Genomic DNA, 22957 nt, shown 5'->3' on the forward strand with positions numbered 1-22957 from the left:
GTGCCGACGGACTGCGTATCACGGCCGTCGATTACGGGGTGGGCCCCGGCGGCGCGGATGCCGCGATCACCGTCGCAGTGCCCGCCGCCGGGTCGGGCGCACTCGCCGGGCTGATCGCATCACGCACCGGCGGGCGTACGGAAGCCCGGCTTTCGGGGCGCGGCTGGGTCGACCGCGACGAGTGAGCCGCGAGGCCCGGAGCGCACCTGCGCCGCGCCTCGGCCGCGAACTCCGCGCGCCCCATCGCCCCCGCCCCCTCGGGCAGTCGGCCGATGACCGGCACCCCGGTCACTGCGGGCAGGTCGTCGAGGTTGCACCGCATCGCCAGATCGGGCTCGCCCGGCCACGCTCCGATCACCAGCCCGGCGCATCGCACGCCCGCCGACCTCAGGGCCCGCACGGTGAGCTCGGCGTGGTTGAGGGCGCCCAGCGCCGGGTCCACCACGACCACCGCAGCGACCTCGCCGACGCCGGCATCCCGGACCCCGGCCGCCACGTCGGCGAGGGTGAAGCCGCCCTCGCCGAGGCGCACCAGCACTCCCCCGGCGCCCTCGACCAGAACGTGGTCGTGTTTCGCGGCGAGTTCCCGCACGGACTCCACCACCTCGCCGCACCGCAGCAGAGGCATTCCGGCGCGTCGCGCGGCGGTGTCGGGTGCCAGTGGTTCCGGATACCGGGCCAGCTCCACCGTCGTCACCGCGCCGGCCAGCCGGACGACGTCGGCAATATCCCCGGGTTCCCCCGGCAGCAGCCCCGTCTGGGCGGGCTTGCACACCGCGACGCTCCCGGAGCCCGTGAGGACCGACGCGAGCGCCGCAGTGGTCACGGTCTTGCCGACCCCGGTGGACGTGCCGGTGACGAACGTGATGCTCACGACGCCGCACCCGCGGTGCGCGTCCCGGCGATCCAGCTGCCGTCCGCCACCGCGCCCAACACGTCAGCGGCCACCGCCATGTCGCCGGCGTTGAGGTCGGCCCGCGCGGTGAGCCGCAGCCGCGACGTCCCCGCCGGCACCGACGGCGGACGGAAGCAGCCCACGCGCAGTCCTCTGCCGGCACACCACCGTGCCGCGTCGACGGCCCGCTGCGGGTCGCCGAGCACGAGCGACACCACCGCCGACTCCGGCCGCGCCCCTCCGCAGATCGCCGCCAGCTCACGCGCGCGATCGAGGACCGCGACGGCACGCGCGGGTTCGCGGCCGAGGACGGTGAGCGCCGCCCTGGCCGCACCGACGGACGCCGGGGCCAGGCCCGTATCGAAGATGAACGACCGCGCCGCGTCGATGAGGTGCTCCCGCACGCGCGGATCGGCGAGCACCACGCCGCCCTGGCCGCCCAGCGATTTCGACAGCGTCGCGGTGACGACGACGTCCGGGGCGCCGGCGAGCCCCAGCTCGTGCACCAGCCCCCGGCCGCCGTCGCCGCGCACGCCCAGCGCGTGCGCCTCGTCGACCAGCAGCACCGCGCCCCGGCGCCGGCACGCCGCGTGCAGGGCGCGCAGCGGCGCCAGGTCGCCGTCGGCGCTGAACACGGAGTCGGTGATGACCAGCGCCCGCGACTCGTCCCGGGTGGCCAGCGCCCGCTCCACCGCGTCGACGTCGGCGTGCGGCGTGACCACCACGCGGGCACGGGAGAGCCGGCAGGCGTCGACCAGCGACGCGTGGCTGCCGGCGTCGGACACGATCAGCGAGCCCCGGCCCGCCAGCGCCGTCACCGCGCCGAGGTTCGCCGTGTAGCCGGACGAGAAGATCAGGCCGGATCCGGCGCCGGCGAAATCCGCGAGTTCCCGCTCCAGCGCATCGTGCTCCTCTGTGCTGCCGGTGACCAGGCGTGAGCCGGTGGAGCCGGTGCCCCAGCGGCGCGCCGCGTCGACGGCACCGGCGATCACCTCGGGATGGCCGCTGAGCCCCAGGTAGTCGTTGGAGGCGAGGTCGATTGGGCCGCGGGCGCCGCGAGGCGCGTCGGCGGCACGGGGAGAAAGCTCCCGGTGCAGCCCCGCGCTGCGGCGATCCGCGGCCTCAGCGTCGAGCCATGCGAGCGGGTCGGGCCCGGCGGCGGTCAAGTTCTGGGCGAGCATGGGCCGACCATACACGGATTGAACACCGTTCAAGTAGCCGGACTTGCTGCATAGACGTCCGACTCAGCCCGGGCTGCCTCCCTGCGCCTGGCTCGCCGCCGCCGCGACCATGGCCCCGGTGACCGTCGCGAGGTCGTCGGGCGTGCTGATGTACGGCGGCATCGCGTAGATCAGCGTCCGGAACGGCCGCAGCCACCCCCCGGCGGCGACGGCGGCGTCCGTCGCGGAGACCATGTCCACCGGCGCGTCGAGCTCGATGACCCCGATCCCGCCGAGCACCCGCACGTCGACGACGTTCGGCAGGTCCCACGCAGGCGCCAGCCCCGCGGTGAGCCCGTCCTCTAGGTCGGCCACCTCTGTCTCCCAGTCGCGCGAGACGAGCAGCTCCAGCGACGCGGCGCCCACCGCGCACGCCAGCGGGTTGGCCATGAACGTGGGCCCGTGCATGAGCCCGCCGGCCTCGCCGGCGCTGATCGCACGCCCCAGTTCCGCCGTGCACAGCGTGGCCGCGAGGGTCATGTAGCCCCCTGTGAGCGCCTTGCCGACGCACATGATGTCCGGCCGCACGTCGGCGTGGTCGGCGGCGAACATGCGCCCGGTGCGGCCGAACCCGGTGGCGATCTCGTCGAAGATCAGCAGCACCCCGTGCCGGTCGCATGCGTCGCGCAGCGCCTGCAGGTAGCGGGGGTCGTGGAAGCGCATGCCCCCGGCGCCCTGCACCAGCGGTTCCACGATCACGGCCGCCGTCTCGTCCGCTTGCGCCGACAGCAGCAGTTCCAGGTTCAGCACGTAGTCCGGGTCGTAGTCACGGGGCGGCGTCGGGGCGAAGATCTGCCGCGGCAGCACGTCCGACCACATCGAGTGCATCCCCCCGTCCGGGTCGCACACGCTCATCGGCCCCATCGTGTCGCCGTGGTATCCGCCTCGCCACGTGAGCAGGCGGTGTTTGCCCGGCCGCCCCTTGGACCGCCAGTACTGGATGGCCATCTTCATCGCCACCTCCACCGACACCGAGCCCGAGTCGGCGAAGAACACCTGCTCCAGGCCGTCGGGCGTGACATCGGTGAGCAGCTGCGCCAGGCGCGCCGCCGGCTCGTGGGTGAGGCCCCCGAACATCACATGGCTCATCCGGTCCAGCTGTGCGCGCGCCGCGTCGTCCAGAACCGGGTGCCGGTATCCGTGGATGGCCGCCCACCACGACCCCATGCCGTCCACCAGCTCGCGGCCGTCGGCGAGACGCAGGCGCGTGCCGGACGCGCTCTCCACCACCAGCGACGGCGTCGACGGCGGGAACGCCCCGTAGGGATGCCAGATATGCCCCGCGTCGATCTCGGTAATCTGCCGGGCGGTCAGCGCCGCCCCTGCCGGAATGCGCTCGTCTGTCACAGCGACGACCCTAACCGCTGGTCGGCGCACCACCCTTCCCGGCTGGCGGGACTTTCTTTCCCGCTGTCCGGGACGCCCGCAACAACCCTGCCCACGCGCGTGGCGAACTGGAGGCATGACCGATACCGACACGGCGACCGTGATCCGCGAACTCTCCGCCCGCCTGGCCGTCCTCGAGGACCGCCAGGCGATCGTCGACCTGATGACCTCCTACGGCCCGGCCGTGGACTCCGGCTCCGAGGAGGCGGTGGCGCGCGTGTGGACCGAGGACGGCGTCTACGACGTAGACACCGGCATCATGCGCGGGCACGCGGAGATCACGGCGATGGTCCGCGGCGAGAACCACCAGGGGTTCATCACGAACGGCTGCGCGCACGTGCTCGAACCGGGGAACGTGATCGTCGACGGCGACACCGCCGTGGCCACCTGCAAGTCGCTGCTCATCCTCGCGCGCCCCGACAAGTCGGCGTTCACGGTGCTGCGCGCCACCGCGAACCGTTGGGAGCTGATCAAGACCGCCGACGGCGAGTGGAAGTGCACCCGCCGCACCAGCCGGGTGCTGGACGGCCGCTCCGAGGCCCCCCGCGTGCTGGCCGAGGGCGTCCCCGGCCCCGACGGCACGCTCAAGCACGGCGCAGGCGCCGGCACCATCGGAAGGGCGTGACGATGAGCGGAACAACCCCCGCCTCCCCCATCTTCCGGCCGCTGGGCATCCGATCGCTGGAGCTGAAGAACCGCCTGGTGATGTCCCCGATGACCCGGTCGTTCTCCCCCGGCGGCGTGCCCGGTGCCGACGTGGCCGAGTACTACCGAAAGCGCGCCGAGGGCGGCACCGGCCTGCTGATCACCGAGGGCGTCGCCATCGACCATCCCGCCGCCGTGGAGAACCCGTCGGTCCCCCACATGTACGGCGACGAAGCCCTGGCCGGCTGGCGCCGCGTGGTGGACGACGTCCACGCCGCGGGCGGAAAGATCATCCCCCAGCTGTGGCACGTGGGCCCCCTGTGGGGCGCGATGGGCCGCCCCGATCCGGCGATCAAGCCCATGCGCCCGTCCGGGCTGTGGGGCACGCCCGGCGTCACCTCGTACCCGGAGAAGCTCGTCGCCCGCTACTCCCCCGCGACGGAGCCCATGACCGAGCAGGACATCGACGACGTCCTGTCCGCCTACGTGCGCTCGGCGCGCAACGCGGTGGACGCGGGCTTCGACGGCATCGCCATCCACGGCGGCCACGGTTACCTTCTCGACGCGTTCATGTGGGCCGACACCAACCGGCGCACCGACAAGTGGGGCGGGAGCCTGGAGGCGCGCGCCGCGTTCCCCGCGGCCGTCGTCGCGGCGATCCGTGCGGAGATCGGCGACGAGCTGCCCGTGTTCTACCGCTTCTCCCAGCACAAGCAGCAGGACTACAAGGCCCGCATCGCCGACACGCCCGACGAGCTCAAGGTGCTGCTGGGCGCGCTGGTCGACGCGGGGGCGGACGTGCTGGACGCGTCCATCCGCAGGTTCGACGCTCCCGCATTCGACGGCGACCCGTGCTCGCTGGCCGGGTGGGCGAAGAGGCTCACCGGCGCCCGCGCCATGGCCGTGGGCAGCTTCGGGCTGGGCAAGACGCTGCGCGAGGGCCGCGGCGCCGGGACCATCCCCAGCGAGGACAACCGCGACGGGCTGCACCAGCGGCTCGAGGACGAGGAGTTCGACCTGATCGCGGTGGGACGTCTGCACCTGGCCGACCCGGATCTGGCGCAGCACCTGTTCGAGGGCGGCCCGCTGCCGGAGTTCGACCGCGACAAGCACGAGCGGGTCCTGCACTGACCTGACCCGGGCCGGCACCGGGCCGGCCGCATCACCAGTCGGCACCCACTGTGACGGTGGTCCCACTCCGGTGGGACTTCCGGGTGGGTGCCGGCGGCGTTTCCGGATAGCTTGTAACCCGACAACGTGAACCGTACAAACGACCGATAGGTCTACCGACAGGCACCGATCCTGTCGCGAGGAAGGCAGGAAGCATGAGCACCAACGAGGGGCGCTTCGCGGGCAAGGTCGCATTCATCACCGGCGCGGCCCGGGGCCAGGGCCGCGCGGAGGCGGTGAAGTTCGCACGCGAAGGCGCGAACATCATCGCGGTGGACATCTGCGCGGAGTTCCAGTCCACCCCCTACCCCGGTGCCACCAAGGCCGACCTGGACGAGACCGTCCGCCTCGTCGAGGAGGCCGGCGCCAAGATCGTCGCGAAGGTCGCCGACGTGCGCGACTTCGACGGTCTCTCCGCGGCGCTGCAGGCCGGCCTGGACGCGTTCGGCCGGCTCGACGTCGTCATCGCCAACGCGGGCATCTGCTCCGGGCGCATGAGCTGGGAGGTCTCCGCCGAGGACTGGAAGGAGACCGTCGACGTCAACCTGACGGGCACCTTCAACACGGCCAAGGCGGCCATCCCCTACCTGATCGAACAGGGCGAAGGCGGCGCGATGGTGTTCACCAGCTCCGTGTCCGGGCTCAAGGGCACGCCGTTCACCGGGCACTACGCGGCGACCAAGCACGGCATCACCGGCCTGGCCAAGACGATGGCGAACGAGCTGGGCGAGCACAAGATCCGCGTGAACACCATCCACCCCGCCGGCGTCGATACCGGGATGAACATGTCCGCGGACATGGGGCCGCTGTTCGCCGCGCACGCGCACACGCTGGCGCCGATCTTCATGAACTCGCTGCCCTACGCGATCACGCAGCCCGAGGAGATCGCCGACGTCGTCGCGTGGGTGTGCTCCGACGAGGCCAAGTACATGACCGGCGTGCAGGTTCCGATCGACATCGGCAACCTCAACCGCTGACCCGGACGCGGGGCCGCATGCAGCGCGCATGCGGCCCCGCACCCGTCCTGCTACTTCACCGTGACGGGCTGTTCCATCCCCAGCATGTAGTGGGGCTTGCCGCTGACCGGATCGACCACGAAGCACACGAGCAGATAATCCCCCGCGTCGAGCTCGAGCGTGGTCTGCTGCTGCACGTCCGGCGCGGCCGCGGCGACTCCGCCGTAGGTCTCGTACGGCGGCGCCCCCTGCGCGGCGCCCTCCGGCGCCGACAGCGCCGCCCGCACGTCGTCCATCGTCTTGCCGTCCGCCGGCGCCAGGACCGCCAGCTCGTGCGGCTGGTCGCCGTCGTTGACCACCGTGATCGGCTTGTTCCAGTCGATCGACGACGGCTCGGAGAACTTGAAGTCGGTCATCTTCACGGTGGCGTCGGTCTTGGGCCACCCGTCGCTCTGCGCCGTGGCCGCCGTGGTGAAGTGCGCGATCATCCCCAGCGCGTAGTGCGGCTTGCCGCCCGGCCCGGGGATCTGGCAGATCACCATGTAGGTGGATCCGGGGTCCAGGTGCAGGACCACGCTGGACTCGTCGCCGGGCATGACCGCGTTGGGCCCGCCCGCGAAGTCCGCCAGCGGAGCCACCGCACCGACGCCCGCCGGTGTGGCGAGCGCGTCGGTGAACTGCTGGACCGTCACGCCCGGATGCAGCTTCAGCAGCTGCGCCTGGTGCGGCATCATCGTGTCGTTGTTCTTCAGCGTGACCATCACCGTGCCGGCGGGGGCCTCCGCGGACGGCAGGGTGTAGGACATCGCGCCGTCGGCGGTGGTGGCGTCGGCGTCGATCTCGAAGCGCGGCAACGAATCCGCAGACACGGAGCCCGCCGCAGCGGCACCGCCGCCGGACTCCGCGGCGCCGGTGGCGGTGGCCGCCGTGGTGCCGGAAGCGCCCCCGCCGCCGTCGCCGCCGCACGCGGCCAGCAATCCCGCCGCGGCCAGCAGGGCGCCCGCCGCGAGCGCGGCCCGCCGACCGCGCCGCCGCCCACTCCGCGCCCGCTCACGCTGCAGCGCTTGTGCTTTCCGCACGGACTCTCCCGTTCCCCATCGAACCGACAGCATCTTCCGTCATCTCCTACAACAGGCACCCGCTCCCCGTCGGGCACCCACGTCATGATCATGGAACGCGACGCGCCGACGGCCATGGCCCAACACGGCACGTGCTCCGAAGTATTGCGCCCCGCGCCGACGGCCGGGACCGATCCGATGTCATCCGAGAAGGCGCAGCGCACATTCGGCACTGCGGCGACGATTCCACCCCGATGGGACGATTCCCCCTACTGGAGGCCCGCCTTTACGGGGACGGCCGCCACCGGGCGGCTTCTGCAGCCTGGACGGCGTTGTTCACAGTTGTTGACGATACTCCCGCCGTCACCGGTGCTCAAGAGGCCGAATTGCCGTTGGCCGGGGCCGGCTCGCGCTCCGCCGTGCCGCCGCGCAGCAGCACGAGCACCGCCACTGCGGCGCAGGCGAGGAGCGCCGCGGTGGACCCTGCCGCGACGTGCATGCCGTCCACGAAGGAGCTCCGGGCCGAGTCGAGCAGCTCGGCGCCCTGCGGGCCGCCGATCTCGTCCGCGACGCGCACCGCGCCACCGAGCGTGTCGCGCACCGCGGTCGCCTGCTCCGCCGCGAGCCCCGCGACGTCCACACCCGCCCGGTAGATGCCCATCACCACGCTGCCGAGCACCGCGACACCCGCAGCCACTCCCAACTCGTAGGAGGTTTCGGAGATCCCCGAGGCCGCCCCGGCACGTTCCGGCTCGACCACGTCGACGACGACCGCCGATGTGAGCGTCAGCCCCAGCCCGCTGCCGAGCCCCACCACCACGAAGCCCACGACGAACACGAGCGCGCGGCCGTCGACGCCCAGTGCCATCAGCATGACTGCGCCGACGGCCGCGAACAGGATCGATCCCGCCAGCGCCCGGCGCACCCCGATCCGGCGCGCCACCGCGGCGGCGAGCAACGCCGCGACCATGCTCGCCGCGGTGCCGGGGGCCGCGAGCAGCCCGGCTTCCAGCGGCGAGTACCCGAGCACCATCTGCAGGTACTGGGTGCCGAAGAACAGCACCCCCGCGAGCCCGAACACCGACAGCAGGTTCGTCAGGATCGCCGTGGAGAACACGGGGTTACGGAACAGGCGCACATCGATCATCGGGTCGGCCGCGCGGCGCTGCCGGGACACGAAGGCCCACCCGCACAGCACGCCCGCCACGACGAGGGCGCCCGTGAGCGGGCTCGGGCCGTGCGAAGCGGCGTCCTTGAGCGCGTAGATCAGCGGTACCAAGGTGCCCGCGGACAGCACCACACCGGGGAAGTCGAACCGGCCGGGGTGCGGATCGCGGGACTCGCGCAGCACGAACGGCATGGCGACGAGCATCACGAGCAGGACCGGGACGGCGACGAGGAAGACAGAGCCCCACCAGAAGTGCTCCAGCAGCCAGCCGCCCACCAGCGGCCCGCCGGCCGCGCCGCCGCCCCACATCGCGCCCCAGACGCCGATGGCCGTGGCCCGCTGACGGCTGTCCAGGAAAGTCGCGCGGATGATGCCGAGCGTCGACGGCATGAGCATCGCGCCGAAGAGCCCCTGCAGCACGCGGGCCGCGATGAGCATCGCGGGCGAGACGGAGAAGGCCGCGAGGACCGACGCCGCGCCGAAGCCCGCCACGCCGAGCATCAGCAGTCGGCGGCGCCCCACCCTGTCGGCCAGCACGCCCATCGTCACCAGCAGCGCGGCAAGGACGAACGAGTAGACGTCGATGATCCACAGCAGCTGCGCGGTGGACGGTTCCAGGTGCTCCGAGATCGACGGCACGGCCAGGTCCAGCACCGTGGCGTCGATGGCGATGATGAGCACCGCCCCGCACAGCACGGCGAGCCCGATCCAGTCGCGCACCCCGGCCCGCGCCGATCCGCGTTCGGCCATCGTCGTCGACATCTTCCGCACCTTCGATCTCCCGCCACGCTCCGAGCGCGGCGCTCGCCACATCAAATACCGTCGGGACGGTACACAGATTATCACTGTACCGTCCGGACGGTACAGTTCCGTGTAGGGTGATGTGCATGACCACGCAGCAGTCCACGCCCGACAGAATCCTCGACGCCCTCGAGCGGGTGCTGCTGCACCAGGGGCCCGGGGCGGCGACGCTCGAGGCGGTAGCGGCGGACGCCGGCGTGTCCAAGGGCGGGCTGCTCTACCACTTCCCCACCAAGGAGGCGATGCTCGCGGCGATGGTGCGGCGCCTCGGCGCGCGCTCCGACGCGGAGTTGGACGCGGCGGTGGCCGGCGGGACCACCGTCGCCGAGTTCTACCTGCAGGCGCTGGACGACGACTCGTTCAGCGACAAGCCGCTCTACCAGTCGGCCATCGCCGCGCTGCGCGGCCTCGACGGGCGGCACGAGGACGTCCAGACCGCGATGACCGAGGTGCTGCGCGGCTGGGACGCGGGCCTGCAGAAGGAGTTCGACGACCCGGTGGATGCGGAGATCGTCCGGCTCGCCGGCGACGGCATCCTGCTCGCCGCGTTGCTGGATCTGCCTGCCCCGGACCCGCGATTGCACGCACAGGTGGTGGCAAGGCTCCTCGGCCGCGAGTGATCCGCGCCGCCGCGCCCGTCAGGTCGGATACCCGTCAGGTCAGATAGCGGTAGGCCGGCGACCCCGGCACCAGTCGGTCGACCTGCATCGGCGACGCCTCCATGCGCGCGAGCAGTGCGGCCAGGTCCTCACGCTCACCCAGCTCGACGCCCACGAGCGCCTCACCGGTCTCCCTGTTGTTGCGCTTGACGTACTCGAAGAGCGTGATGTCGTCGTCGGGCCCCAGGACCTCGTCCAGGAACCGCCGCAGCGCACCCGGCTCCTGGGGGAAGTCGACCAGGAAGTAGTGCTTGAGCCCCAGGTGCACAAGTGAGCGTTCGAGGATCTCCCCGTAGCGCGAGACGTCGTTGTTTCCGCCGCTGATCACGCACACCACCGTGGAGCCCGGCTCCAGGCGCATATGCTCGAGCGCCGTCACCGACAGCGCACCGGCGGGCTCGGCGATGACGCCCTCGGTCTGGTAAAGGTCCAGCATCGCGGTGCACACCGCACCCTCGTCCACCTGCAGCATCGCGATCCCGCCGCCGTCGGCGCGCGGGACGGTGGTGGTGACCATCGGCAGCGACGCGTGCGTCACGACATGCGCGCCCGCCGCCAGCAGCACGTCGTAGGGCAGTGCGCCCACCCGGCGCACCGCGGCGCCGTCGACGAACGGGTCCGCCTCCGACAGCGTGACCGGGCCGCCCGCGGCCAGCGCCGCCGTCATCGACGCCGCGCCCGCCGGCTCCACCCCCGCCACGTACACGCCGGGGGCACGGTCGTGCAGATAGGTCACCAGCCCTGCCATCAGCCCGCCGCCGCCCACCGGGACCACCACCGTGTCCGGGGCACTGCCGAGCTGCTCGATGATCTCCGCCGCCACCGTGCCCTGTCCGGCGATGGTGCGGGCGTCGTCGAAGGGGGGGACGATCGTCGCGCCGGTGCGCTCCGCGTCCGCCTGCGCCGCAGCGGATGCCGCATCGAACGTGGTGCCGGTGACCACCAGCTCGACGTACTCGCCGCCGTGGGCACGGATGCGGTCGCGCTTCTGCTTGGGGGTGTTGGTGGGCACGTAGATCCGGCCGCGGATGCCCAGCGACCGGCACGCGTAAGCGACGCCCTGCGCGTGGTTTCCCGCGCTGGCGGCCACCACGCCCGACGCGCGCTCGTCCTCCTCGAGCTGCACCATCAGGTTGAACGCGCCGCGGATCTTGTAGGAGCGGACCCCCTGCAGGTCCTCCCTCTTGAGGAACACGCGGGCGCCGGTCGCCGCCGACAACCGCTCGCAGTACTGCAGCGGCGTGCGCACGACGACGTCGGCGATGCGCGCGGCGGCCGCCTCGATGTCGCCCGCCGCGGGCAGCTCGCCCCGCCCGCCGCGCACCCCGGAACCTGCCTGCATCTGCTCGTTGGTCGTCACAACCCCCGATTGTCGCACCACCCGCGGGCGCCGCGGCAGTCCGGTCTCAGGCGCCCAGGCAGCTCGCGCCGAGCAGCGCCTTGAGGTCCCCCATCAGCGCCGAGGTGGGATCGACTCGCAACCGCTCGTCCAGGCGGAACAGGCGCACCTTGCCGCCGTCGCCGCTGACCAGCCGCAGGTGCACGTCCGAGGTGCCGGGGTGCCGGGTGAGCACCTGACGCAGCGTCTCGACCTTGTCGGGCGTGCACATGCGCGTCGCCATCGTGACCGCCAGCGGCCGCGCCACGCCCACCGAGGACAGGTCCGGCACCGCCAGGTCGTTGACGATGAGCGACCGTCGCTCGTCGCGCTCGGAGATGCGCCCCTTGAGCAGGACGATCGCGTCGTCGGCGACGTCCATGCCCAGCACCGAGTAGGTCTTGGGGAAGAACAGCACCTCGATGCCGCCGGTGAGGTCCTCGAGCTGTGCCGACGCCCACGGCAGGCCCTGCTTGTTCACCCGCCGGTTCACCGACGAGAGGATGCCGCCCACCGACACCTGGGTGCCGTCCTTGACCTTGCCCTCGAGGATCGCGGGGATCGACGTGTCCGACTGGGCCGCCAGGACATGCTCCACGCCGTTGAGCGGATGGCCGGTGACGTACAGCCCGAGCATCTCGCGCTCGAGCGCCAGCCGGTGCTTGGTCTCCCACTCCTCGTCGGGTACGGGGATGTCGAACACCGACGAGTTCTCCTCCGCGGCCCCCGCCCCGCCGAACAGGTCGAACTGGCCGATCGCCTCGGCCTTCTTGGTGCCCATGACGGAGTCGACCGCGTCGGCGTGCACGAGCAGCAGCCCCTTGCGCGGATGCCCCAGGGAATCGAATCCGCCCGCCTTGATCAACGACTCGATGGCCTTCTTGCCGCACGCCGCCGCGTCCACCTTGCCCAGATAGTCCGAGAACCCGGTGAACGCGCCCTTCTCCTCGCGCGCCGCGATGATCGAGGCCACCACGTTGGTGCCGACGTTGCGCACCGCCGAGAGGCCGAAGCGGATGTCCTCGCCGACGGAGGCGAAGTAGGTCCCGGACTCGTTGACGTCCGGCGGCAGCACCGTGATGCCCAGGTGGCGGCAGTCCGCCAGATACACGGCCGCCTTGTCCTTGTCGTCGCCCACCGAGGTGAGCAGACCCGCCATGTACTCGGCGGGGTAGTTGGCCTTGAAGTAGGCGGTCCAGTACGACACGAGCCCGTAGCCGGCGGCGTGCGACTTGTTGAACGCGTACCCGGCGAACGGCAGGATCGTGTCCCACAGCGCCTTGATGGCCTGCTTCGAGTAGCCGTTGTCCTGCATGCCCTTCTCGAAGCCCTCGAACTCGGCCTCGAGCACGGACGCCTTCTTCTTGCCCATGGCACGGCGCAGGATGTCCGCTCGGCCCAGCGAGTACCCGGCCACCTTCTGCGCGATCTGCATGATCTGCTCCTGGTAGACGATCAACCCGTAGGTGTCTGCCAGGATCTCCTTGAGCGGTTCCTCGAGCTCGGGGTGGATGGGCGTGACCTGCTGGCGCCCGTTCTTACGGTCGGCGTAGTCGTTGTGGGCGTTCATGCCCATCGGCCCGGGGCGGTACAGCGCCAGCACCGCCACGATGTCCTCGAACCCGGTCGGCTGCATACGGCGCAGCAGGTCGCGCATCGCCACGCCGTCGAGCTGGAAAACGCCCAGCGTCTCGCCGCGCGCCAGCAGCTCATAGGTCTTGGCGTCGTCCAGCGGCAGGGTGTCCAGGTCCAGCTCGACGTCGCGGTTGGCCTTGAGGTTGTCCAGCGCGTCGCCGAGCACCGTGAGGTTGCGCAGCCCCAGGAAGTCCATCTTGAGCAGGCCGATCGCCTCGCACGACGGATAGTCCCAGCCCGTGATGATCGCGCCGTCCTGCGCGCGCTTCCACAGCGGGATCGCGTCCATGAGCGGTTCCGAGGACATGATCACCGCGCAGGCGTGCACGCCCGCGTTGCGGATCAGGCCCTCGAGTCCCAGTGCGGTGTCGTAGATGGTGCGCACGTCGGGGTCCGTCTCGACGAGTGCGCGCACCTCGGCGGCCTCCGCGTACCGCTCGTGCTCCGGGTCGGTGATGCCGGCGACGGAGATGTCCTTGGCCATGACCGGCGGCGGCAGCGCCTTGGAGATCCTGTCGGCGATCTGGAAACCCGGCTGGCCGAAGTGCACGCGGGCCGAATCCTTGATGGCTGCCTTGGTCTTGATGGTGCCGAAGGTGATGACCTGGGCCACCTTGTCCTCGCCCCAGCGATCGGAGGCGTAGCGGACCATCTCGCCGCGGCGGCGGTCGTCGAAGTCCATGTCGATATCGGGCATCGACACGCGCTCCGGGTTGAGGAAGCGCTCGAACAGCAGGCCGTGCGGCAGCGGGTCGATGTTGGTGATGCCCAGCGCGAAGGCGACCAGCGACCCGGCGGCGGACCCGCGGCCCGGCCCCACGCGGATGCCCACCTCGTGCGCGTGCCGCACCAGGTCCCCGACCACGAGGAAGTAGGCGGGGAACCCCATCTGCTCGATCACGCCGATCTCGTAATCGGCGCGGTCCAGGTAGGCCTGCGAGGGCCCGGACGGGAAGCGGCCGCGCAGCCCGGAGGCGACCTCCTCGCGCAGCCACGAACCCTGCGTGTGCCCCTCGGGCACCGGGAAGATCGGCATCCGGTCGTGGTGGGCCCACACCTGCTCGTAGGACTCCACGCGCTCGGCCACCAGCAGGGTGTTGTCGCAGGCGCCGGGGACCTCGTCGTCGAACAGCGCCCGCATGTCGGAGGCGGGCTTGAGGAAGTAGCCGTCGCCGTCGAACTTGAACCGCGTCGGATCGTTGAGCGTCTTGCCCGTCTGCAGGCACAGCAGCGCCTCGTGCGTCTGCGAGAAGTCCTGTTTGACGTAGTGGCAGTCGTTGGTGGCCAGCGGCGGGATGCCGAGCTGCCGGGAGATGTCCATCAGCCCCGAGCGCACGCGGCGCTCGATCGACAGTCCGTGGTCCATGACCTCCATGAAGAAGTTCTCTTCGCCGAAGATCTCCTGCCACTTCGCCGCGGCCTCGAGCGCCTCACGCTCGTGCCCCAGGCGCAGGCGGGTCTGCACCTCGCCCGACGGGCAGCCGGTGGTGGCGATGATGCCCTCTGCGTGCTCGGCGATGATGTCGGCGTCCATGCGGGACCACTTGCCCAGCTGCCCCTCGATCGAGGCCAGCGAGGACAGCTTGAACAGGTTGCGCAGGCCCGTCGCGTTGCGGGCGACCATCGTCATGTGCGTGTAGGCGCCGCTGCCGGAGACGTCGTCGGACTTCTGGGACGGGTCGCCCCACTTGACGCGCTTGGTGTTGAAGCGGGACTCCGGCGCCACATAGGCCTCGATGCCGATGATCGGCTTGATGTCCGCCTTGACGGCCTGGTTGTAGAAGTCGCTGGCGCCGAACATGTTGCCGTGGTCGGTCATGCCGACGGCCGTCATGCCGAGCCGGTGCGCTTCCGCGAACAGAGCGTCGGTCTTGGCGGCGCCGTCGAGCATCGAATACTCGGTGTGGTTGTGCAGGTGCACAAACGAGCTGGAATCCCCCGACTTCACCGCATCCGCCACGTCCTGCCCGGTCCTTTCGCCGACTGCGCCCGGCCGACGGAGACCACCGCCGGCTTCCGCCGAGTCTAGGCCGTCGGCGACGGCGGCGTCCCACCCTGTCCTCGCGGCGGATGGGCCTCCGCGGTCACTGCAGGTACTGCACCGTCGGGCGCACCGCGAAGCTGCCGAACACCGCGTCCGCGGGCAGCGCCTCCACCGCCAGGACGCCCGGGCGGGCGGACACCGCGCGCAGTTCCTCGAGGTCCGCGAGCACCACCAGGGCCACCACGCACGCGCACCCCCCGCGCAGCCCGTCCACCACCGCCGCCGCGATGTCCCCCCGCGCGGCGGTGTCCCCCCGTGCTGCGGTGTCCCCCCGTGCTGTGGCGGGATCCGTACGCGACTCGACGATATCGGCCGCCCGGGACTGGGCACGCTCGACCATCGCCGCCGGGTCGTCTGTGGCCGGAACCTGCACGGTGGTCACGGGGGTCTGCGCACCGTCCACGGGTACGTGGCCGAGCACCTCCGAAATGCGCACCGGCGCGACCACGCTCGCCGCCGTGTCCGGGACCATTCCGTGGCCGAACGAGACCAGCGCCCAGTGTTCAGCGTCCGGCGGGCTGTGTTCGGCGTCCGGCGGGCTGTGTTCAGCGTCCGGCGGGCTGTGCGGCTGAAGGGTCTCCGCCGCGCGTGCGGAGTACTCCTGGGCGGTCTCGCCGCTGTCGGGACCGAGCGAATCGGTCGTGACGGGCGGCGGCGGGATCGGGTTGGCCCGGCCCAGCAGGAACACCGCGATGATCACGGCGACCACGACGAGCACCGTCCACGCTTCCGCGGGGAGGCGCCGCAGCACCGTCACGCCGCCTCGCGCAGCACGTCCAACCCGTACTGCAGGTCCTCCGGGTATTCGCTGGTGAACTCCACCCAGCGGCCGTCACCCGGGTGGGTGAACGCCAGCGAGCGGGCGTGCAGCCACTGGCGCTCCAGGCGCAGCCGCCGGGCCAGGGCCGGGTCGGCTCCGTAGGTCGCGTCACCGCAGCATGGATGGTGCAAGGCGGCGAAGTGCACCCGAATCTGATGGGTGCGTCCCGTCTCCAGGTGCACGTCCAGCAGGCTGGCCGAGCGGAAGGCCTCCACCGTGTCGTAGTGGGTGACGCTGTGCTTTCCGTCGGACCGCACCGTGAACTTCCATTCGTTGCCACGGGCATGCCCGATGGGCGCGTCGATGGTGCCGCTGGACGGATCCGGGTGGCCCTGCACCAGGGCGTGGTAGCGCTTCTCCACGGTGCGCTGCTTGAACGCCCGCTTGAGCAGGGTGTAGGCAAGTTCCGAGGTGGCCACCACCATGACCCCCGAGGTGCCCACGTCCAGCCGGTGCACAATCCCCTGCCGTTCGTGCACGCCGGAGGTCGAGATGCGGAACCCCGCCGCGGCCAGGCCGCCGACCACAGTGGGGCCCGTCCAGCCGACGCCCGCGTGCGCCGCGACGCCGACGGGCTTATCGACGACGACGATGTGCTCGTCCGAATACAGGATGTCCATCCCCGGGACCGGCTCGGCCTCCACGGCGAGCGGGCGTTCCGGTTCCGGCATGTCCACGTCCAGCCACACGCCCGCGCGCAGCCTCTCCGACTTGCCGCAGACGGTCCCGTCGATCCGTACCGAACCGGACTCGGCCAGGTGCGCCACAACCGTGCGCGAAAGCCCGGTCAGGCGGGCGAGCGCGGCATCGAGCCGCATCCCGTCCAGCCCGTCCGGCACGGGGATCGTGCGTGTGTCAGGCATCGCGCCGCAGGTCCTTTCCCTCGGTGGTGTCGTGAGGCCCGGTGGTGTCGTCAGGCCCGGTGGTGTCGTCAGGCCCGGTGGTGTCTGCACCGGAGGGCTCGTCTTCACCGGGCGGCTCGGCGGACGCGGCGGATGCCGCGCCGTCCTGCGCGGCGGCGCCGTCGCCGGCGGGATCGTCCGCGGGCCGCTGCTGCGGCTCCACCCCGAACAGTGCCAGCGCGGCCAGCAGGATCGCGCCGACGGTGATCCCTGAATCGGCGAGGTTGAACACCGGGAACGAGCCCACCGCGATGAAGTCGACCACGTGCCCCTCGAGCGGGCCCGGCGCGCGGAAGATCCGGTCGACGAGGTTGCCGAGCGCACCGCCGAGCACCAGCCCCAGGCCCACGGCCCACCACGCCGAGGTGAGCCTGCTGCCGTACCGGATGATGCCGGCCACCACCAGCAGCGCCACTATCGTCAGCACCCAGGTCATGCCGGTGGCCATCGAGAAGGCGGCGCCGGGGTTGCGGATCAACGCGAAGCGGATGTCGTCGCCGATCAGCGGCACCGGCCGCCCTGGCGTCATCTCCGCGACGACGATCACCTTGGTGATGATGTCGAGCGCCAGGACGACCACCGCGATCACGGCGAGGATCAGCGTGCGGTTGACGCGGCGGCCGCTCCCGTCCCCGGGGCCGCCGCCCTGGCTACGGGTCCGCTCGCCGGTCATTGTCTGCACGCCCCGTTCACCCGATGTTCCCTCGCTCACCGTTCCATCATCCCCTACCCCGCGTTCCGCGCCCGTGCACGGCCTCTTCCGGACTCCGCCCCGCACATGCCACGGTGGCGCCGCCCGCGCGGGCGGCGCCACCGTGACTGCTGCGATGTTCCGGGATCAGGCCGGGCAGGCCGGGCTCTGCACGCCGACCACCGTGGCGAGGCCGCAGACGAAGTTGCCGTCGAGGCGCCACTGTCCATCGACCGCGATCAGCGTCGCCTCGCCGGTGTTGGTCTGGCCGTCGAAGTTCGCGCTGAACGGCACCGAGAGCACGTCGCCGTTGGGCGGCAGGATGGGGCCGACGACAGCGATGTCCTTGAGCGAGCCGTCCGCCTTGGCCGCCTCGACCTTGTCCGAGAGGGTCTGGATCAGCTGGGGGTCGGCCTCGAGCCCGGTCACCAGGTCCTGCTTCTGTTCGACGGGCACCGCAGGGTCCAGCGCGGTCTGCAGCTGCGCGTTGAGTTCCTCGACCGTCGGCGTGGGCGGCAGCGCGCTGTCCTGGGCGCCGTCCGCCGCGCCGGTGGTCTGCTCCGCCGCCGCGGTGGTGGTGGGCGTGGTCGTGTCGCCGCCGTCCGAGCCGCAGGCGGTCAGGGTCAGGGCGATGGCGGCACCCGCACCGAGTGCGGCAGCGGTTTTACGGAGTTTCACAGGCGAGTCCTCGAGGTAGTTCGACCGGGTCGTTTCCGGTCCTGCGAGCAGGTCCACCCGACGCGCGCCCGCACGGGCGGTGGCCGACGCCGACCCCCGCCGACCCGGCACGCGCGTCGGAATACTCGTACCACTATGCCAAATCGGTCCCGGTGCCCGTCGGATCCGTGTCGTCCGCCACAGTCCACCGCTCCGGCCAGTCCAGGCTGGCGACCGGATCCGCGGCGACGAGGGAGGCGTCCGACTCGGGCAGCGTGACGACCGGGCCCGGCCCGGAGCTGCGGGTTTCGAACCGGACGGTGACGACGCCGTGGCCACTCCCCTGCACCCAGCCGTGGCCCCGATCCGCGTGTCGGACATCGTCACCGGCGCTCAGCGGCCGCCGGGCCGCGGCGCGCGCAGCCCCCATGTCGCCGCCACCGTCGCCGAGCACGGCTCCGTCGCCATCGCTGTCGCTGTCACTGTCACCGCCGCCGTCACCCGGCTCACCGGCTTCCGCGGAGTCGAACTGCGGGAACAGGACCGTCTGCTGCAACGCTGTCAGGCCGGCGAAGCCCACACCCACCAGGCGGATCGGCCCCACCTCACCGGGGTCGACGGCCGCCTTCTGCGCGGCGGCGATGAGCACCGCCCGGTCCGTCGTCGCGTAGCCGAGGGTCTTCGAACGGGTGACGGTGGACATGTCGGACTTGCGGAACTTGGCGATGACCGTCCGGGCGCCCCGCCCGTCGTGCAGCAGCCGCCGATGGGCCGCCTCACCCGTCTTCTGGACCGCATCCCGGATCTCCCGACGGGTGAGCAGGTCCGCCGCGAACGTCGTCTCCGCGCTGACCTGCTTGGCCTCCGCGCGCTCGGCGACGGGCCTGTTGTCGACGCCGCGCGCGAGCGCGTGCAGCGCCGGCCCCACCGTCGACCCCAGCAGCGAGACCACCTCCGCACGGCCGAGCGCGGCGAACTGCCCGATCGACTCCACCCCCACCTTGCGCAGCCGCTCGTCTGCGACCGGCCCGATGCCCCACAGACTGCGCACCGGCAGCGGGTCCATCACCTCCCGTTCCCGGGCCAGCGTGATCACCTTCTGCCCGCGGGGCTTGGCCAGGCCGGACGCGATCTTCGCCACCTGTTTCCCCGAGCCCGCCCCCACCGAGGCGACGAGGCCCGTCTCGTCGAGGACGGCGTCGCGCAGGCGGGTGCAGAAGCGTTCGACGTCGTCCGGGTCCGCGCCCTCGAGCTCCCCCGGCTCCGCGAAGGCCTCGTCCAGCGAAAGCTGCTCGATCACGGGGACGAGTCCGCGCACCACGGCGAACACCCGTCGGCTCGCCAGCCTGTAGAGCCTGCCGCGGGGCGGCACCACCACGGCACGCAGGCCCACGAGGCGCCGCGCCTGATGCATGGGCATCGCGGAATGCGCACCGTAGGCACGCGCCTCGTAGCTGGCCCCCGCGACGACCCCGCGCGGGCCCGCACCGCCGACGAGCACCGGACGACCACGGAGCGTGGGCCGTGTCAGCTGCTCGACGGAGGCGAAGAACGAGTCCATGTCCATGTGCAGCACCCAGCGCTGCGGGCTGGCCCCGTCACCCGTCACCACTCGATCATCGCCGCCGATCGGTCATCGCCGCCTGGCGGCCGGCCCGCTCAGGCCCTGACCAGCACGGCCCGCACGCCCTCGCCCAGTTCCACCGCCGAGTCGACGCCGTCGACCCCGCCGAAGACCAGCTCCGTGGCCAAGACCTCACCCGCGATGAGGTCGCCGTGGATGCGGGCGCGCTCCGCGAACCGCGCGGGCACGTCCAGGGTGAGGCGGATGCGATCCGAGATCTCCAGGCCCGCGCTGCGCCGTGCGTCCTGCAGCTCGCGGATGCGGTCCTTCGCCCAGCCCTCGGCCTCCAGCTCCTCGGTCACCTCCGTGTCCAGCACCACGAGCCCGCCGCCAGCGGGCAGCGCGGCGGTGGAGTCTTCCTCGGCGGCGACGAGCCTGCTCGTGTACTCGCCCTCGGCGAGATCGATTCCCGCCGCCACGACCGTGCCGTCAGGCCGCTCGGTCCAGTCGCCGGACTTGACCGCCTTGATGGCCTTCTGCACATCCTTGCCCAGGCGCGGGCCCGCCGCCCGAGCGTTGACGACCAGCTCGAACCTGCCATGCGTGTCGACGTCCGTGGTGAGCTCGACGTTCTTCACGTTCACTTCGTCCGCGATGAGGTCCGTGAACGGCCGCAGAGCCTCGGCCCCCTCGGCGGCCACGGTCAGGGTGCGCAGCGGCAGGCGCACGCGCAGTCTGTTGGCCTTGCGCACGCCCAGCGCCGCCGAACACACGCCGCGCACGTCGTCCATGGCCGCCACCAGCTGCGGGTCCGCGGGTAGAACGCCCGGCTCCGGCCAGTCGGTGAGATGCACCGAGCGCCCACCGGTGAGTCCGCGCCAGATCACCTCCGAGGCGAGCGGCAGCAACGGCGCCGCCAGCCGGGTGAGCACTTCGAGCACGGTGTGCAGCGTGTCGAACGCGTCGGGCTCGGCGTCGCTGCCCGCCCAGAATCGCGGCCGCGAGCGGCGCACGTACCAGTTGGTGAGCGCATCGCAGAAGCCCCGCAGCAGATCGCACGCGCGTGCGACGTCGAAGTCGTCGAGCGCGGCCGTCATCTCGTCCCGGCACAGCGCGAGCTTGGCCAGGATGTACCGGTCCAGCATGTGCTGCGAGTCGGTGCGCCACTCGCCCGGGCGCTCCGCGTAGAGCTGCAGGAAGCCCCACGAGTTCCACAACGGCAGCAGCGCCTGCCGGACGCCCTCGCGGATGCCCTGCTCGGTGACGACGAGATTGCCGCCGCGCAGGATCGGCGACGACATCAGGAACCAGCGCATCGCGTCGGAGCCGTCGCGGTCGAACACCTCGGAGACGTCCGGGTAGTTGCGCTTGGACTTGCTCATCTTCTGGCCGTCGTCGCCGAGCACGATCCCGTGCGAGACGCACGTGCGGAACGCCGGCCGGTCGAAGATCGCCGTCGACAGGACGTGCAGGGTGTAGAACCAGCCGCGGGTCTGCCCGATGTATTCGACGATGAAGTCGCCCGGGAAGTGCGAATCGAACCATTCGCCGTTGTCGAACGGATAATGCACCTGCGCGTACGGCATCGACCCGGAGTCGAACCAGACGTCGAGCACGTCCGGGATGCGGCGCATCGTCGAGCGTCCCGTCGGGTCGTCCGGGTTGGGCCGGGTGAGCTCGTCGATGTACGGACGGTGCAGGTCGGCCGGCCGCACCCCGAAGTCGCGTTCCAGCTCGTCGAGGCTGCCGTACACGTCCACCCGCGGGTGCTCGGCATCGTCGGACACCCACACGGGGATCGGCGTGCCCCAGTACCGGTTCCGCGAGATCGACCAGTCGCGCGCGCCCTCGAGCCACTTGCCGAACTGCCCCGGACCGATGTGCTCCGGATACCAGGTGATCTGCTCGTTCAACTCCACCATGCGGTCGCGGAACTCGGTGACCTTGATGAACCAGGACGACACCGCCCGGTAGATCAGCGGGTTCCCGCAGCGCCAGCAGTGCGGGTAGGAGTGCTCGTAGGTCTCGTGCCGCACCAGCCAGGCGCCGTTGCGGCCGGTCGGCCCGGAACCGGCCTTCAGGTCGCGGATGATCCGCGGGTTGGCGTCGAACACCAGCTCGCCCGCGTAGTCGGCCACCTGCGCGTCGAAGCGGCCGCGGGCGTCCACCGGCGTGACCGGCGTGATGCCGGCGGCGTCGGTCACCACCTTGTCGTCCTCGCCGTAGGCCGGGGCGATGTGCACGATCCCGGTGCCGTCGTCGGTGGTGACGTAGTCCGCCGCCAGAACGCGGAACGCGTTCTCGGCGCCCGTGAAGTACGGGAACGGGGGCAGGTAGCGCAGCCCCAGGAGCTCCTCGCCGGCGAAGCGGGCGAGCACCTCGGGCTCCTCCCCCAGTTCCTTCGCATACGCGCCCACGCGCGCCTCCGCCAGCAGTGCGCGCCGCCCCTCCGGCCCCGCCACCAGCACGTAGCCGACCTCCGGATGCACGGCGGCCGCCATGTTGGACGGCAGCGTCCACGGCGTCGTCGTCCACACCAGCAGGTGCGCGCCGTCGAGCTCCTCGAATGCGCCCGCGCCATTGCCGTCGATCCGGAACCCCACGGTGATCGCGGGATCCTGACGCGACTTGTAGACGTCGTCGTCCATCCGCAGCTCGTGGTTGGACAGCGGGGTCTCGTCGCGCCAGCAGTACGGCAGCACCCGGTAGCCCTCGTAGGCCAGGCCCTTGTCGTAGAGCTGCTTGAACGCCCAGATCACCGATTCCATGAAGGTGACGTCGAGCGTCTTGTAGTCGCGCTCGAAGTCCACCCAGCGCGCCTGCCGCGTGACGTACCGGCGCCATTCGTCGGTGTACTTGAGCACCGACGTCCGGCACGCCTCGTTGAACGCGGCGATGCCCATGGTGTCGATCTGCGACTTGTCCGTGATGCCCAGCTGGCGCTCCGCCTCCAGCTCCGCCGGCAGGCCGTGGGTGTCCCATCCGAAGCGCCGGTCGACCAGCTTGCCGCGCATGGTCTGGTAGCGCGGCACGATGTCCTTGACATACCCCGTGAGCAGGTGGCCATAGTGCGGCAGCCCATTGGCGAACGGTGGGCCGTCGTAGAAGACGAACTCCTCGGCTCCCGCACGCCTGCGCATGCTCTCCTGGAACGTGCCGTCCGCGGCCCAGAACGCGAGCACGCGCTCCTCCATCGCCGGGAAGTCGGCGGAGCCCGTGCTGTGACCGCCGGTGAGGTCGACACGCGGGTAGGCGGCGCCGGCGGGGGCGGGATGGACGGGATCGGTCACTTTCAGGCTCCCTACGTG

17 protein-coding genes are annotated in these 22957 nt (G+C 71.5%); 4 read left to right on the forward strand and 13 right to left on the reverse strand.

The features are described 5' to 3' along the window. Window positions 1-31 precede the first annotated feature (31 nt). The 3 genes from bioD to FO059_RS11655 all read right to left on the reverse strand — a co-directional run bounded on the left by bioD (window position 32) and on the right by FO059_RS11655 (window position 3462). Window positions 32-874 carry a dethiobiotin synthase gene (gene bioD, locus FO059_RS11645; RefSeq protein ID WP_199256988.1) on the reverse strand — a complete coding sequence of 281 codons (843 nt, stop codon included), beginning with the start codon at window positions 872-874 and terminating at the stop codon, window positions 32-34. Beyond that, the gene (locus FO059_RS11650; protein WP_143908949.1) at window positions 871-2076 is read right to left on the reverse strand and encodes an 8-amino-7-oxononanoate synthase; all 1206 of its coding nucleotides are present in this window, start codon (window positions 2074-2076) and stop codon (window positions 871-873) included. Before FO059_RS11650 ends, bioD begins: the two co-directional genes overlap by 4 nt. 63 nt (window positions 2077-2139) lie before the next feature. Next, complete coding sequence (locus FO059_RS11655) at window positions 2140-3462, reverse strand: adenosylmethionine--8-amino-7-oxononanoate transaminase (RefSeq protein WP_233266699.1); 1323 nt, start codon at window positions 3460-3462, stop codon at window positions 2140-2142. A gap of 115 nt (window positions 3463-3577) precedes the next feature. Between FO059_RS11655 and FO059_RS11660 the strand changes: the two genes are divergently transcribed. The 3 genes from FO059_RS11660 to FO059_RS11670 all read left to right on the forward strand — a co-directional run bounded on the left by FO059_RS11660 (window position 3578) and on the right by FO059_RS11670 (window position 6293). After that, a complete protein-coding gene (locus FO059_RS11660; RefSeq protein WP_143908951.1) occupies window positions 3578-4126 on the forward strand; it encodes a nuclear transport factor 2 family protein in 549 nt (182 codons plus the stop codon). A gap of 2 nt (window positions 4127-4128) precedes the next feature. After that, window positions 4129-5277, forward strand: coding sequence for an oxidoreductase (locus tag FO059_RS11665; RefSeq protein ID WP_143908953.1), 1149 nt, complete (start codon window positions 4129-4131; stop codon window positions 5275-5277). 194 nt (window positions 5278-5471) lie between these two features. Continuing rightward, window positions 5472-6293 (forward strand): mycofactocin-coupled SDR family oxidoreductase, encoded by an 822-nt coding sequence (locus tag FO059_RS11670; protein WP_143908955.1) that lies wholly within the window; start codon window positions 5472-5474, stop codon window positions 6291-6293. Window positions 6294-6343: 50 nt separating this feature from the next. On the opposite strand, the gene FO059_RS18390 is transcribed toward FO059_RS11670, so the two are convergent. Both FO059_RS18390 and FO059_RS11680 read right to left on the reverse strand, forming a co-directional pair. Then, entirely contained in the window at window positions 6344-7351 is a 1008-nt protein-coding gene (locus tag FO059_RS18390; RefSeq protein WP_158726374.1) for a cupredoxin domain-containing protein, read from the reverse strand. A 352-nt stretch (window positions 7352-7703) separates the two neighbouring features. After that, window positions 7704-9260: an MFS transporter gene (locus tag FO059_RS11680; RefSeq protein WP_143908957.1), complete on the reverse strand. Its 1557-nt coding sequence runs from the start codon at window positions 9258-9260 to the stop codon at window positions 7704-7706. A gap of 125 nt (window positions 9261-9385) precedes the next feature. Here FO059_RS11680 and FO059_RS11685 point away from each other — a divergent pair, with 125 nt between their 5' ends. After that, a complete protein-coding gene (locus tag FO059_RS11685; RefSeq protein ID WP_143908959.1) occupies window positions 9386-9919 on the forward strand; it encodes a TetR/AcrR family transcriptional regulator in 534 nt (177 codons plus the stop codon). Window positions 9920-9953: 34 nt separating this feature from the next. Here the strand turns inward: FO059_RS11685 and ilvA are convergent, their stop codons facing one another. From ilvA to ileS, 8 genes are all read right to left on the reverse strand, one after another. Further along, window positions 9954-11300 (reverse strand): threonine ammonia-lyase IlvA, encoded by a 1347-nt coding sequence (gene ilvA, locus FO059_RS11690; RefSeq protein ID WP_143910697.1) that lies wholly within the window; start codon window positions 11298-11300, stop codon window positions 9954-9956. A gap of 64 nt (window positions 11301-11364) precedes the next feature. Beyond that, window positions 11365-14931, reverse strand: a complete 3567-nt coding sequence (gene dnaE, locus FO059_RS11695) for a DNA polymerase III subunit alpha (RefSeq protein WP_268892828.1) — start codon at window positions 14929-14931, stop codon at window positions 11365-11367. Between the two features lie 124 nt (window positions 14932-15055). Next, a complete protein-coding gene (locus FO059_RS11700; protein ID WP_143908961.1) occupies window positions 15056-15772 on the reverse strand; it encodes a hypothetical protein in 717 nt (238 codons plus the stop codon). Then, the gene (locus tag FO059_RS11705) at window positions 15769-16698 is read right to left on the reverse strand and encodes an RluA family pseudouridine synthase (protein WP_143908963.1); all 930 of its coding nucleotides are present in this window, start codon (window positions 16696-16698) and stop codon (window positions 15769-15771) included. Before FO059_RS11705 ends, FO059_RS11700 begins: the two co-directional genes overlap by 4 nt. Then, window positions 16691-17410 carry a signal peptidase II gene (gene lspA / locus FO059_RS11710; RefSeq protein WP_143910699.1) on the reverse strand — a complete coding sequence of 240 codons (720 nt, stop codon included), beginning with the start codon at window positions 17408-17410 and terminating at the stop codon, window positions 16691-16693. The genes FO059_RS11705 and lspA overlap by 8 nt, the downstream gene beginning before the upstream one ends. A 165-nt stretch (window positions 17411-17575) precedes the next feature. After that, on the reverse strand, window positions 17576-18106 hold the full coding sequence (locus FO059_RS11715) for a hypothetical protein (protein WP_143908965.1): 531 nt from the start codon (window positions 18104-18106) through the stop codon (window positions 17576-17578). Between the two features lie 133 nt (window positions 18107-18239). Beyond that, the gene (locus tag FO059_RS11720) at window positions 18240-19694 is read right to left on the reverse strand and encodes a DNA polymerase IV (RefSeq protein ID WP_268892830.1); all 1455 of its coding nucleotides are present in this window, start codon (window positions 19692-19694) and stop codon (window positions 18240-18242) included. Between the two features lie 50 nt (window positions 19695-19744). Beyond that, on the reverse strand, window positions 19745-22939 hold the full coding sequence (gene ileS, locus FO059_RS11725) for an isoleucine--tRNA ligase (RefSeq protein ID WP_268892831.1): 3195 nt from the start codon (window positions 22937-22939) through the stop codon (window positions 19745-19747). Window positions 22940-22957: the final 18 nt, after the last annotated feature.

The organism is Tomitella fengzijianii (assembly GCF_007559025.1).
Taxonomy (GTDB): domain Bacteria; phylum Actinomycetota; class Actinomycetes; order Mycobacteriales; family Mycobacteriaceae; genus Tomitella; species Tomitella fengzijianii.